This window comes from Curtobacterium sp. MCLR17_039 (assembly GCF_003234745.1).
Lineage (GTDB): Bacteria > Actinomycetota > Actinomycetes > Actinomycetales > Microbacteriaceae > Curtobacterium > Curtobacterium flaccumfaciens.
Genome location: NZ_QKTF01000017.1, coordinates 49,736 through 61,754 on the forward strand (window position 1 = coordinate 49,736; position 12,019 = coordinate 61,754).

Annotated in this window: 13 protein-coding genes; 5 read left to right on the plus strand and 8 right to left on the minus strand. The window is 71.8% G+C overall.

Translation table 11 applies throughout. The annotated features are described in order from the left end of the window. Window positions 1–73 precede the first annotated feature (73 nt). Together DEJ00_RS16100 and DEJ00_RS16105 are read left to right on the plus strand one after the other, a co-directional pair. Window positions 74–457, plus strand: a complete 384-nt coding sequence (locus tag DEJ00_RS16100) for a helix-turn-helix transcriptional regulator (protein ID WP_111058049.1) — start codon at window positions 74–76, stop codon at window positions 455–457. Beyond that, on the plus strand, window positions 457–1,440 hold the full coding sequence (locus DEJ00_RS16105; protein ID WP_111058050.1) for an SRPBCC family protein: 984 nt from the start codon (window positions 457–459) through the stop codon (window positions 1,438–1,440). The genes DEJ00_RS16100 and DEJ00_RS16105 overlap by 1 nt, the downstream gene beginning before the upstream one ends. An 85-nt stretch (window positions 1,441–1,525) precedes the next feature. On the opposite strand, the gene DEJ00_RS16110 is transcribed toward DEJ00_RS16105, so the two are convergent. From DEJ00_RS16110 to mvk, 5 genes are read right to left on the minus strand one after another with little or no spacing between them, the layout of a single operon-like run. Continuing rightward, window positions 1,526–2,677 (minus strand): hydroxymethylglutaryl-CoA synthase, encoded by a 1,152-nt coding sequence (locus DEJ00_RS16110; RefSeq protein ID WP_111058051.1) that lies wholly within the window; start codon window positions 2,675–2,677, stop codon window positions 1,526–1,528. Further along, the gene (locus tag DEJ00_RS16115; protein WP_111058052.1) at window positions 2,674–3,738 is read right to left on the minus strand and encodes a hydroxymethylglutaryl-CoA reductase; all 1,065 of its coding nucleotides are present in this window, start codon (window positions 3,736–3,738) and stop codon (window positions 2,674–2,676) included. The genes DEJ00_RS16110 and DEJ00_RS16115 overlap by 4 nt, the downstream gene beginning before the upstream one ends. Next, complete coding sequence (locus tag DEJ00_RS16120; protein WP_071247060.1) at window positions 3,731–4,813, minus strand: phosphomevalonate kinase; 1,083 nt, start codon at window positions 4,811–4,813, stop codon at window positions 3,731–3,733. The genes DEJ00_RS16115 and DEJ00_RS16120 overlap by 8 nt, the downstream gene beginning before the upstream one ends. Next, a complete protein-coding gene (mvaD, locus tag DEJ00_RS16125) occupies window positions 4,810–5,811 on the minus strand; it encodes a diphosphomevalonate decarboxylase (RefSeq protein WP_071247062.1) in 1,002 nt (333 codons plus the stop codon). Before mvaD ends, DEJ00_RS16120 begins: the two co-directional genes overlap by 4 nt. Next, window positions 5,805–6,788 carry a mevalonate kinase gene (mvk, locus tag DEJ00_RS16130; protein ID WP_111058053.1) on the minus strand — a complete coding sequence of 328 codons (984 nt, stop codon included), beginning with the start codon at window positions 6,786–6,788 and terminating at the stop codon, window positions 5,805–5,807. The genes mvaD and mvk overlap by 7 nt, the downstream gene beginning before the upstream one ends. A 104-nt stretch (window positions 6,789–6,892) precedes the next feature. On the opposite strand from mvk, the gene DEJ00_RS16135 reads away from it, so the two are divergent. The 3 genes from DEJ00_RS16135 (at window position 6,893) to DEJ00_RS16145 (ending at window position 8,871) form a co-directional block, all read left to right on the plus strand. Next, window positions 6,893–7,345, plus strand: coding sequence for a MarR family winged helix-turn-helix transcriptional regulator (locus DEJ00_RS16135; protein ID WP_181440215.1), 453 nt, complete (start codon window positions 6,893–6,895; stop codon window positions 7,343–7,345). 101 nt (window positions 7,346–7,446) lie between these two features. After that, on the plus strand, window positions 7,447–7,869 hold the full coding sequence (locus DEJ00_RS16140; RefSeq protein ID WP_027466009.1) for an organic hydroperoxide resistance protein: 423 nt from the start codon (window positions 7,447–7,449) through the stop codon (window positions 7,867–7,869). A 27-nt stretch (window positions 7,870–7,896) separates the two neighbouring features. Then, window positions 7,897–8,871 carry a zinc-binding dehydrogenase gene (locus DEJ00_RS16145; protein ID WP_071247110.1) on the plus strand — a complete coding sequence of 325 codons (975 nt, stop codon included), beginning with the start codon at window positions 7,897–7,899 and terminating at the stop codon, window positions 8,869–8,871. Window positions 8,872–8,978: 107 nt separating this feature from the next. Here the strand turns inward: DEJ00_RS16145 and DEJ00_RS16150 are convergent, their stop codons facing one another. The 3 genes from DEJ00_RS16150 to DEJ00_RS16160 all read right to left on the minus strand — a co-directional run bounded on the left by DEJ00_RS16150 (window position 8,979) and on the right by DEJ00_RS16160 (window position 11,993). Continuing rightward, a complete protein-coding gene (locus tag DEJ00_RS16150; protein ID WP_111058054.1) occupies window positions 8,979–9,719 on the minus strand; it encodes a ZIP family metal transporter in 741 nt (246 codons plus the stop codon). Between the two features lie 124 nt (window positions 9,720–9,843). Continuing rightward, a complete protein-coding gene (locus DEJ00_RS16155) occupies window positions 9,844–11,301 on the minus strand; it encodes a sugar porter family MFS transporter (protein WP_111047300.1) in 1,458 nt (485 codons plus the stop codon). Between the two features lie 155 nt (window positions 11,302–11,456). Then, window positions 11,457–11,993, minus strand: coding sequence for a hypothetical protein (locus tag DEJ00_RS16160; protein ID WP_111058055.1), 537 nt, complete (start codon window positions 11,991–11,993; stop codon window positions 11,457–11,459). Window positions 11,994–12,019 lie beyond the last annotated feature (26 nt).

The window sequence follows — 12,019 nt, forward strand, 5'->3', positions numbered from 1 at the left end:
TCCGATCTCCGCGGCAAGACTACCGGCAGGTCCCCCTTGTGGACGAGACCGGCCGGACGTAACCTACAACCAAATGGTTGTACGAATCGAACTGTCCGACGCCGAGGTCGACCGGGTGTTCCACGCGCTGGCCGACGCGACCCGTCGTGACATCGTCCGGCGCACGCTCGTCGGGTCGTCGTCCGTGAGCGAGCTCGCGGACGCCTACTCGATGTCGTTCGCCGCCGTCCAGAAGCACGTCGCCGTCCTCGAAGGAGCCGGACTCGTGAGCAAGGAAGCCCGCGGCCGCACCCGCATCGTGCGCGCCGAGCCGGAGCAGCTCGACCGGGTCCGTGATCTCCTCGACGCCTACGGCCGCCTCTGGCACAGCCGGATGGACCGCCTGGGCGACCTGCTCGACGGCGACGCGTCCGGACACCCCACACCAGACGACACCCGACGACACCAGGAGCGATGATGCCCACCACGTCCGTCCACACCGATCCCGACACCCTCTCGATGACCCTCGTCGCCGAGTTCCCCGTCCCCGTCGAACGCCTCTGGGCCGCCTTCGCCGACCCACGCCAGCTCGAGCGGTTCTGGGGACCGCCCGGGTTCCCCGCGACGTTCACGACGTTCGACCTGCGCCCCGGCGGCCGTGCCGACTACCGGATGACGTCCCCGCAGGGCGAGCGGTTCCACGCCGTCTGGCAGGTCACCGAGGTCGAGGAGCCCCGCCGCATCGTCTTCCGTGACCTGTTCACCGACCCCCAGGGCACCGTCGACGAGTCACTCCCCGCGGGCGAGACCGTGTTGTCGTTCGGCCCGGCCGACGACGGCTCGCGGGTCATCGTGGTGTCCTCGTTCGCCTCGGCCGCCGACCTCGACGCGATGCTCCAGATGGGCATGCTCGAGGGCTACCAGCAGGCGTTCGGCCAGCTCGACCGGGTGCTCGCCGACCTGCGCGAGTGGGCCTTCGGCGCGGGCACCGAGACCGAGGTCCTCGACGACACCCACGTCCGGATCACCCGGGCGTTCGCGGCACCGCGGCACCTGCTCTGGCGGGCGCACACCGAGCCCGACCTGGTGCGCCGGTGGCTGCTCGGCCCCGACGGGTGGGAGATGACGGTGTACGAGAACGACCTGACCCCGGGCGGCGCGTTCCGGCAGGCCTGGGCGCCGACCGGTGACACCGAGGGCGAGGCCTTCGGGTTCGAGGGCGAGAACCTCGTCGTCGAACCCGAACGCCGGATGGTGTCGACCGAACGCATGACCGGGGCGCCCTTCCCACCGAACACGAACGACCTGCAGTTCGACGAGGACGACGGCGTCACGCTCATGACGCTGCTCGTCACCTACCCGGACCGGGAACAGCGGGACATGATCCTCGCGACCGGCATGACGGAGGGCATGGAGGCCAGCTACCAGCGGCTGGAGCGCGAGGTCCTGTCCGCAGCGTGACCAGCAGACGGACGGGAGGCCCGTGGCGGCGCCGCCACGGGCCTCCCGTCCGTCCGGTGTCCGGTCTAGGACGCCTCGTGCCGGTCTAGGACTCCTCGTAGTGCCGCGCGCCACCGCGCACGCCCGCGAAGCGGAACGGCGCGGTCGTGACGCGCGGACGCTCGACGTCCTCGCTGGTGGCGGCACCCGCTGCGTGCAGCGCGCGGTACGCGTCGACCGTCAGCGGGACCCGTGCCTCGAGCAGCGACCGCACACGACCCGCACGTCGGTGCTCGCGGTAGTCGGGCCGGACGGTGCCGGTGATGAGCTCGCCGACGCTGCCCGAGCCGTAGCTGAACAGGCCGAGTCGCTCCCCCGCCAGGTCGTCGTCCAGGTCGAGCAGCGCTGCGAGCCCGATCCAGAGCGACGCCGTGTAGGTGTTGCCGGTCTGCCGGTTGTAGGTGAACCCGATCGCCAGGTCGGCCTCGTCGAACGGTGCGCCGACGTGCTGCGTGAGCTTGCGGTGCGCCTTGATCGCCATCTTGGTGAAGGGCTGGTGGTGCACGAACCGGGCGATGTCGTCGTACGCCGGGCCGCCCTGTTCCGCCAGGTCGTCCCAGGCGCCGACGAACGCGTTGACGTACGCGCTCACCGAGAGCCGACCGTCGACCAGGGCGGTGGAGCGGTCGTTCGGCCGCCAGAAGTCGTCGACGTCCGCCGTGTAGACGCCCGCCGCCGGCTCGATCTCGATCAGGTCGGGGTCGGCGGACACCAGGATCGCTGCGGCACCGGCACCCTGGGTCGGCTCGGCCGGGGTGTCGACGTCGTACCGGGCGACGTCGGCGGCGATGACGAGCACCCGCTCGTGCGGGGCACGGGCGACGATGCCGAGTGCGAGCTGCACCGCGGCCATCCCGCCGTAGCAGGCCTGCTTCAGCTCGACCACGCGGACGGCCTTCGGCAGCCCGAGCAGGCCGTGCACGTACACGCCGGCGGCCTTCGACTGGTCGACGCCGGACTCGGTGGCGAACAGCACCGTGCGGATGCCGTCGACGCCGTGCCGGTCGATGAGCTCCTTCGCCGCCGCGGCGCCCATCGTGACGATGTCCTCGTCGGGCGCGGGCACGCTGAAGGCGTCCTGCCCGATGCCGACGTGGTACTTCGCCGGGTCGACGCCGAGCCGCTCGGCCAGGTCGTCGAGCTCGAGCACGTGGTGCCCGGTCGCGATCGCGATGTCGTGGATGCCGACGCCGGTCATGCCGCACCCCCTGCGGGCTTCGCGCCGCGGCGTTCCATGGCGACGTGGGCGGCCATCAGCTCACCCGGGTTGGTCTGTGCGGCGAGGAGCGAGAGCTCCCCGCACAGGACGGTCGCGGCGCACAGGGCGGCGAGGCGGCGGGCGTTCCCGCCCGGCTCGCGGTCCTCGCGGCAGCCGAGGCGCACCAGGGCGTCCTCGACGACGGGCAGGTCCCCGCCCTTGCCGTTGCCGACCGTGCCGACGATCAGGTGCGGCAGCGAGGTCGCGAAGTACAGGTCGCCGTCGCGGTCCTCGGCGCTCGTGATGCCCTGCGAACCCTCGACGATGTTGGCGGCGTCCTGCCCGGTGGCCAGGTAGAAGCCGAGCAGCATGTTCGCGTAGTGCGCGTTCGCCGAGCGGATGGCCCCGGCGATCGTCGACCCGATCAGGTTCTTCGCGATGTTCAGCTCGACGATGCGCGCGGTGCTCGACCGCAGGCGCTTCTCGACGATCTCGCCCGGGATCACGATCTCGGCGATGGTGTTGCGGCCGCGGCCACGGATACCGTTCACCGCGGTGGCCTTCTTGTCGGTGCAGAAGTTGCCCGACACCGAGACGTACCGCAGGCCCGGCTGCCAGTCCAGGATCGCCGGCAGCAGCTTGTCCGCCGCCTGCGTGACCATGTTGTGGCCGGAGGCGTCGCCGGTGGTGAACGCGAAGCGCAGGAACAGCAGGTCCCCGACGATCTCCGGGTGCACCTCGATGAGCTTGGCGAACCGGCTCTGTCCGGACACGATCGCGGCGAGCTCGTCCTGGCGCGCGAGGATCTGGCCCGCGGCGACGTGGGCTGCGGCGGCGCTGTCGGCACGGACCACGACGGAGCGGGTCATGCGCTCGTCGACGACGGTCGCGACGATGCCGTCCTCGACCATGCGCGAGATGCGGGCACCCCGGCCGACGGACGGCCAGAGCGGCGACTCGTAGGTGGCGAGGGGGACCTCGTGCTCCCCCTGCACGGCGTTGCCGCTGACGCGGATCGGGCCGACCCACTTGGTGGGGATCGGTGTGAGCAGGTCACTCATCGAGGGCTCCTTCTGGTGCTCGCACCGCGACGCTGAGGTGTCTGATGTCGTGCGCCTCCCAGGCGCGGTGGATGCCGGCGGGGTCGGTGTCCGCCGGGACGAGCGCGATGCCGCAGTCGCCGCCGCCGGCCCCGGACGGTTTCGCCGCCCCGCCCGCGGCCTCGACGACGTCGCACAGGGTCGCGAGACGCTCGGTCTCGATCTGCGACCCGACGGACGCACCGAGGCGCTGCAGCAGCCCGCGGGCGCGTCGGAGGGCACCGAGCGTGCGCTCGGCGTCGCCGGTCTGGAGGCCCGTGGTCAGGTCGTCGACGGCGCTGCGGCTCTCGTCGAGGAACGCCTGGTACCCGCCGTTGCGGTGCCGACGCACCACGTCGACGAGCTTCGTGGTGGACGCGGGCGAGCCGGTCCAGCCGACGAGCAGCTGCAGGTTCTCGGGGGCGGGCAGCCGCTGGACGTCGAAGCCGTCCCAGGCGTCGGCGTCGGTCAGGATCGCGGACACGGCGTGGTCGCCGAGCATCGCGGCGAGCCGCTCGCGGTCGGGGGCGCTGTAGCGCAGCCAACCGCCGAACGTGCTCGCGGCGAGGTCGCCACCGGAGGCCCGGGGGTTCACCCGGATGGTGGCGAGCAGGGCGACCTGGAAACGCTGACGCTGCGTCAGGCCGATGCCGTAGAAGCGGTCGAGGGCGCCGACCGTGGCGACGGTGACGGCGGCCGAGGACCCGAGCCCGAACTTCCGCCCGCTGGCGTCGTCCAGTTGGCTCTCGATGCGCAGGTCGTGGAACCGCGGGGCGATGCCGTGCTCGGCGCGGAGCTTCTCGACCAGGTCGATCGTGGCCATCACGTAGTCGTACGGGTGGTGCTCTCGGTCGAGCGCCAGGCCGTCCTCGGCACGGGTCCACGTGAGCGGCAGGTGTCCGTACTCCTCGGAGTGCACGCTGCCCGCGCCGTGGCCCTCGCGCACCTTCGCCGTGATGGCGCGGTCGAGGGCGATCAGGACGGACGGCTGGCCCGGCTCGACGACGGCGTACTCGCCGGCGACGAACAGCTTGCCGTGTGCACGGAACTCGATCACTGCGCGGACTCCTTCTGGTCGGGATTGCTCCCGATCTCTTCGGAGCGGAGCACCCGCGCGGCAGGTCCGGTGCCGGACTCGATGACGTCCCCCAGCGACGCGAGCGCCCCGGCGACCGCCGCCCGGTCCTGCGGCTTCGTGAGCACGACGACGTTCGGGCCCGCGTCGGCCGTGGCGTAGGCCTCGGTGCCGCCGGCGCGCAGCTCGGCGACGGCGTCGAACACGGCGACGCTGCGGGCGTTGAGGTAGCGGATCGGCGGGAACGCGCCCTCGATCGTCGCGTGCATGCGGAGCGCGTTGCTCTCGGTGATCTCGCCGATGCGGGTGAAGTCGCCGGCCGCGCAGGCCGTGAGCATGTCGCCGACGGTCTCGGTCGTCGAGGTCACCCAGGCCGGGTAGAACGGCGACGTCGCGATGGTGCGGCGCATGGCCTCGCGCGACCCGATCGGCTTCGGGCCGGCGTCGATCGTGACCACGACCATCGCCATCGGCGGGGCCGGGATCGGCTCGGCGAAGGAGCCCTGGTCGTCGCCCGCGTGCCAGACGGCGACACCGCCGGGGATCGAGCGCGTGGCCGAGCCGGAACCGCGACGTGCCAGACGCGACAGGTCGCGCGGCGACAGGTCGAGGCCGTAGGCCGCGGCGGCGGCGGTCGCCAGTGCGGCGAAGCCGGACGCGCTCGAGGCCAGCCCGGCACCGGTCGGGACCGTGTTCTCGGACACCACCGACGCCCGCTCGGACGACCCCGCGAGCTCGCGCACCAGGTCGAGGAACTGCTGCACGCGCACCAGCGCACCGTCGTCGACGACGTGACCGTTCAGCGTGAACGCGTCACGCGCCTCCCGTCCGCCGTCCACCGTGACGGTGGTCGTCGTCGGGAACACGTCGAGCCCCATCGAGACGCTGCCCGTGGCGGGCAGCGCGAGCTGCGCGTCCGCCTTCCCCCAGTACTTGACGAGGGCGATGTTGGGGTGCGCGACGGCGGTGGCTGTCAGCAAGCGCGGGCTCCGATCGTGGTGGTCCAGGTGGCTGCGGCCCCTGCGCCGCGGAGTGCGGCCGCGATGCGGTCCGCGTGGTCGTCGTCCGTGGCGAGCGCGAGGACGCACCCGCCCCGCCCGCCGCCGGTGAGCTTCGCGCCGAGGGCATCCGCAGCGCGTGCGGCGTCGACGAGCCGGTCCAGGTCGTCACTCGACACGTCGAGTGTGCTGAGCAGGTCGTGCGCGGCGTCCATGGTGGCACCCAGACCCTGGGCATCGCCGTCCTCGAGTGTCCCCCGTGCCCGCCGGGCGAGCGCGCCGATCCGGTCGATCACGGCGCCGACACCGACCGGGTCCTGGTCGTGGCGGGCGCGGACGGCCGAGACGGCCTCGCGGGTGTGCCCGGGGACGCCGGTGTCCGCGACGACGAAGGTGAACCGGTCGCCGAGCGTGACGGGTTCGATCCGGCCGCCCTCGAACCAGACCGGCGCGGACGCGACGACGCCCCGGGCGTCGAGGCCGGACGGTCGGCCGTGGGCGACGCGCTCGCACTCCTGGATGAGCTCGTGGTGGGTCTCGACGTCGAGGGTCTCGCCCAGGGCATCGGCGACGGCGGCGGTCACGGCGGCGGCGACCGCGGCGCTCGAGCCCATTCCGCGGGCGGTCGGGACCTCGCTGTCGACCCGGACGTGGAAGTGGCGGTCGGTGACCCCGAAGTGGCGCAGGGTCGCGGTGACGGCGGTGACGGTCGGCATCACGGCCGCGGGTGCGAGGTCGAGGGGGCCGGTGTGGACGGTCGACTGCAGGCTGTGACCGGCCTGCTCGGCGTCGGCGGCGACCGGCGTGACCGTCGCCACGACCCGCGCGTCGAGCACCGGCAGAACGAGAGCGGGTGCGCCGTAGACCACGGCGTGCTCACCGATCAGGATCGTCTTGCCGTGGGACGACGCCGATCCGTTGCCGGGGGTCGTGGTGTTGTCGAGGTCGCTGCTGGTCATCGTGGGTCACGTCAGCCTAACCGTCCGGGCCGTCGGCGTGTTCGTCAGCTGGGCATCCGCTGCATCGAGTTGTGCACAACTGGGTTGCGTGACAGTGTGGACGCATGCCCGTGACCGACGAGATGGTGTGCTTCTCCCTCTACGCGGCGTCCCGCGCCACCACGCAGGCGTACCGCACGATGCTCGAACCCTGGGGCCTGACGTACCCGCAGTACCTGGTGCTCGTGACCCTCTGGGTCGAGGGCGACCAGACCGTCTCGGGCCTCGGCGAACACCTGCAGCTCGACTCCGGCACGCTCTCGCCGCTGCTCCGCCGCATGGAGCAGAGCGACCTGGTCCGCCGCGAGCGCCGCAGCACCGACGAGCGCGTCGTCACGGTGACCGTCGGTGACCGCGGCCGCGAACTGCGGTCCGAGCTGAGCGGCATCCCCGCGCGGATCGCCGCAGGCATGGGCCTGGCCGACGAACGCGCGGCCGCCGAGCTCATCGCGACGCTGCACCGGCTGACCGAGACGATGCACGCGGCGGCCGACCCCGCTGGCGCCGTTTCGCGCTGAGCGACACCGCACGCCCCCGTGCGCCCGTGAACTGTCGCTGAGCGCGAGAGCACGCCGCACACCCCCGAACTTCACGATCCGCCCCACAAGGAAGGAACACCATGGAAGCCCTCTACACCGCCGAGGCCCTGGCCACCGGCGAAGGCCGCAACGGCCACGTCGCCACGAGCGACGGCACGGTCGAGTTCGACCTCGCCATCCCCAAGGAGATGGGTGGCTCCGGCAACGGCGCCAACCCCGAGCAGCTCTTCGCCGCCGGCTACGCCGCCTGCTTCCACTCCGCACTGCAGGGCGTCGCCCGCAGCCAGAAGGTGAAGATCACCGACTCGTCCGTCGGCGGTCGCGTGTCGATCGGCCCGAACGGCAACGGTGGCTACCAGCTCGCCGTCATGCTCGAGGTCGTCATCCCCGGCCTGGAGCACGACCAGGCCCAGGCCCTCGCCGACGCGGCCCACCAGGTCTGCCCGTACTCGAACGCGACCCGCGGCAACATCGACGTCACCATCGTCGTCTCGGAGGACTGACCCATGAGCACCACCACCCCCACCACCATGCGCGCCGTCGTCCACGAGACGTTCGCCGAGCCCGCCGACGTCCTCGAGGTGCAGGAGCGCCCCGTACCGACGCCCGGCGCCGGCGAGGTCCTCGTCCGCACGGTCCTCTCCCCCATCCACAACCACGACCTGTGGACCGTCCGCGGCACCTACGGCTTCAAGCCGGAGCTCCCCGCCGCCTCGGGCACCGAGGCACTCGGCGTCGTCGAGGCACTCGGCGAGGGCGTCACGAACCTGCAGGTCGGCCAGCGCGTCGCCGGCGGTGCCTTCGGCGTCTGGGCCGAGTACTACACCGCGAACGCCGCGGGGCTCGTCCCGGTGCCGGACGCGATGACCGACGAGGCCGCCGCCCAGCTCGTCTCGATGCCGTTCAGCGCCATCAGCCTGCTGCACTCGCTCGACCTGCACGAGGGCGACTGGATCATCCAGAACGCCGCCAACGGTGCGGTCGGTCGCATGGTGGCCCAGCTCGGTGCCGCCCGCGGCATCAACGTGATCGGACTCGTCCGTCGCGCCGCCGGTGTCGACGAGCTCCGCGAGCAGGGCATCGAGCGCATCGTCGCCACCGACGCCGACGACTGGCAGGACCAGGTCGCCGCGATCACCGGTGGTGCACCGATCATCGCCGGCGTCGAGTCGGTCGGTGGCAAGGCCGCCGGTGACATCGCGTCCGTGCTGGGCGAGAACGCCACCCTCGTCGTCTTCGGCGCGATGGCGTCGCCGACGCTCGAGATCCCGTCGGGCAAGGTCATCTTCGGCCAGCTCACCGTGAAGGGCTTCTGGGGCTCCGTCGTCAGCAAGACGATGCCGGGCGAGACGAAGGGGCAGCTCTTCGGTGAGCTCATCACCCGCGTGCTCGACGGCTCGCTGACGCTCCCCGTCGCCGAGACCTTCGCCTTCGAGCAGGTCCGTGACGCCGTGCGCGCCAGCGACACCGCCGGCCGCGTCGGCAAGGTGCTCCTGCGCCCGTAGCGCGACCAGCAAGACGGACGGGAGGCCCGTGGCGACACCGCCACGGGCTTCCCGTCCGTCCTCCCCGCGTCCACTGCCGGAACGCGCGTCGGTCGTCAGGTCGCGCGTCAGCCGCCGACCACGTGGATGCCGTAGGCGGCGAAGAACCCGACGACCGCGATGAGTCCCGTCCACGGGCCGGTCTTCCGGAACGCCTCCGGCAGCATGGTGTCGGCGAGCATCGCCAGGATCGCTCCGGCGGCGACCGCGGTCACGGCGCTCTGCACGCCGGCGGGTGCCTGCCCGAGGATGGCGTACCCGCCGAGCGCCGACAGGGCGCAGGCCAGGGCGATGCCACCCCAGACGGAGAACACGTACCGTGCTCCCCGGCCGTTCTCCTTCATGTCCGACGTGCTGGAGAGTCCCTCCGGCAGGTTCGAGATGACGACGGCCGCGAGGACCGCGATCGAGAGCGATCCGCCCGCGGCGAGCCCGACGCCCTGCACCGCCGTCTCCGGGATGCCGTCGAGCAACGCGCCGAGGGCGATGCCGAGCCCGGTGCCGGAGCCGGGCGACCCGGCCCCGCTGCGCTTCTTCCGCGCGCCGCGCCGTTCCAGCAGCACGTCGAGGCCGACGTAGACGACCGCGCCGCCCAGGAACCCGGCCATCGCCGTCCAGAACGTGCCGGACCGGGTGGCCTCGGCGACGAGGTCGAAGGAGAGCGCGGAGATGAGGACGCCGGCGCCGAAGGCGGTGATCGTGGCGACCACGGTCCGTGGCACGCGGACGAACCAGGCGATCGCGGCGCCGACGACGAGGGCGAGGCCGGAAGCCAGGCCGGCCCCGGTCGCGAGGAGGAGGGGATGCACGGGTCGAGTGTAGGAACCGGGCGGTGCGGACGCGCCAAGGTCCTCCGGACACGCAGAACAGGAGACGTCGGGCACCCTGGGGCGACCCGACGTCTCCTGCGCACTCGGTGCGGCGTGGTGCGGACTAGCGGCGCGACGCCTTCACGGGGACGGTGAAGATGTTGCCGGTGGTGACGCCCTCTTCGACCTCTTCGAGGGTGCGACCGCGGCTCTCCGGCACGAACTTCCAGATGAAGAGCAGCGCCAGCAGTCCGACGACCCCGAACCCGAAGAAGGTCCCGGTGATGCCGGTCGCTGCGACGATCGTCGGGAAGTACAGCCCGAGGAACGCGTTCGCGATCCAGAGGCAGAAGACCGAGATGCCCATGCCGAGCGCACGGATCTGGGTCGGGAAGATCTCGGACAGCACGACCCAGACCGCGATGTTGAGGAAGGTCTGCATCGAGCCGACGAACGCGACGACCAGGAACAGGATGACCCACGGGCGGGCCGGGTTGCCCTCGGGCAGCGCCACCGACGCGATGCCGATGAGGAAGTGGCAGATCGTCGTCAGCGTGAACCCGAGGATCAGCGTCGTGCGGCGGTTGATCTTCTCCATGTTGTACAGCGCGATGACGCCACCGACCACGGCGATCACGCCGGGGGCGATGTTCGCGATGAGGGCTGCCGACGCCTGGAACCCGGACTCGATGAGCACGGTCTGGCCGTAGTACATGATCGAGTTGATGCCGGTGAGCTGCTGCGCGACGCCGAGCCCGGCACCGATGAGCACGATGCGGATGAGCCACTTGTTCCCGCGCAGCGTGTGCCAACCGCTGACGCGCTCGACCTTCGCTTCGAGGTCGTTGCTCCGCTTGATGTCGTCGAGCTCGGCACGGGCCCGATCGGTGGTCCGGACCTGCTCGAGGACCGAGAGCGCCTCGTCGTAGCGGTCCTTCGACGCGAGCCACCGCGGCGACTCCGGCACCCGGAGCATCCCGACGAACAGCGCGATCGCGGGGAGCGCACAGACGGCCAGCATGACGCGCCACACGCCGTTGCCCTCACCCCACACGTTGCCGATGATCGCGTTGACCACGAACGCGGCGAGCTGACCGATCACGATCATGAGCTCGTTGCGGCCGGACAGCGACCCGCGGATCTCGTACGGCGCGAGTTCGGCGAGGAACACCGGCACCACCGTGGACGCGCCACCCACCGCGAGGCCGAGGAGCACACGACCGACGACGATGACCTCGAACGTCGGCGCGAACACGCAGATCAGCGTGCCGACGAAGAACGTGACGGCGAGCAGGATGATGGTCTTGCGACGCCCCCAGCCGTCGGCGATGCGGCCGCCTAGCATGGCGCCGATCGCGGCGCCGAAGAGCAGCGAGCTGGTGACCACGCCCTCGGTGAAGTTCGTGAGGCCGAGCTCCGCCTTCATCGGGTTCAGGGCACCGTTGATGACACCGGTGTCGTACCCGAAGAGCAACCCGCCGAACGTGGCGACGAGGGCCAGCACGCCGAGTCGTCGGCGGTGCGGCCCGGTCCCCAACGGGGGCAGTGCGACAGTCGGGGCTGTCGGTTTGATGTCGACCATTCGGTGACTCCTTCGTCGGTGATCGCGCTTCATCGCGTGGACCGATCGTAACCCGATTCCATGTCCTGTCAATTGGACATTCTGTCGTCAGGTCTTTTGGATCGGTCCACAGAAGGCCTGATGAGGACGGGAGCGGTCCAATCTGCGGATCAGGTTCAGCGCTCGTCGTCGACGGGGCCCTCGCCCAGGACGTCCCCCAACGAGGCCATGTCGGCACCGTGGTCGGTGTAGCGGCGCACGGTCCGTCGGGCGGCGGCGCTCGCGGCACCGGACAGGGCGGGGTTGCGTCGGGCGGCGTCGGCGACGCGTCCGGCGTGCCCCGCGGTGGAGAGCAGCACGTTCGCGAGCGCTCGGGCGTCACCGCGCTCGGGGACCCCGGTCACGGTCCAGGCCGTGCGGACCTGGGCGTCGGGGGTGACGCCACGACGGGTACCCATCCGGTGCCAGTCCGACAGCACGCCCTCGGTGCGCGAGGCCGCGCGGTCCGCCTCGCCTGCGCGTCGGCGCGCGGCGTCGCGGGCGTCGGACTCGCCGTCCGTGCCCTCGACGGTGTCGTACCGGTCGGTGAGCCCGTCGGCCCGTCGTCGGACGCTGTCGGCCCGTTCACGCGCTGCGACGTCGTCACCACCGGCCGCGGCGATGCGGGCGGCGTGCGCGGCGGCAGCCGCGGCGAGGATCTCCGAACGCTCCATGCCCTCGACCGTAGCCGCTCCGACCG

Coding starts and splice junctions, on each gene's coding strand:
- DEJ00_RS16100 (WP_111058049.1), top strand. CDS start 74: ATGGTTGTACGAATCGAACTGTCCGACGCCGAGGTCGACCGGGTGTTC.
- DEJ00_RS16105 (WP_111058050.1), top strand. CDS start 457: ATGCCCACCACGTCCGTCCACACCGATCCCGACACCCTCTCGATGACC.
- DEJ00_RS16110 (WP_111058051.1), bottom strand. CDS start 2,677: ATGACCGGCGTCGGCATCCACGACATCGCGATCGCGACCGGGCACCAC.
- DEJ00_RS16115 (WP_111058052.1), bottom strand. CDS start 3,738: ATGAGTGACCTGCTCACACCGATCCCCACCAAGTGGGTCGGCCCGATC.
- mvk (WP_111058053.1), bottom strand. CDS start 6,788: ATGACCAGCAGCGACCTCGACAACACCACGACCCCCGGCAACGGATCG.
- DEJ00_RS16135 (WP_181440215.1), top strand. CDS start 6,893: ATGCCCGTGACCGACGAGATGGTGTGCTTCTCCCTCTACGCGGCGTCC.
- DEJ00_RS16140 (WP_027466009.1), top strand. CDS start 7,447: ATGGAAGCCCTCTACACCGCCGAGGCCCTGGCCACCGGCGAAGGCCGC.
- DEJ00_RS16145 (WP_071247110.1), top strand. CDS start 7,897: ATGCGCGCCGTCGTCCACGAGACGTTCGCCGAGCCCGCCGACGTCCTC.
- DEJ00_RS16155 (WP_111047300.1), bottom strand. CDS start 11,301: ATGGTCGACATCAAACCGACAGCCCCGACTGTCGCACTGCCCCCGTTG.
- DEJ00_RS16160 (WP_111058055.1), bottom strand. CDS start 11,993: ATGGAGCGTTCGGAGATCCTCGCCGCGGCTGCCGCCGCGCACGCCGCC.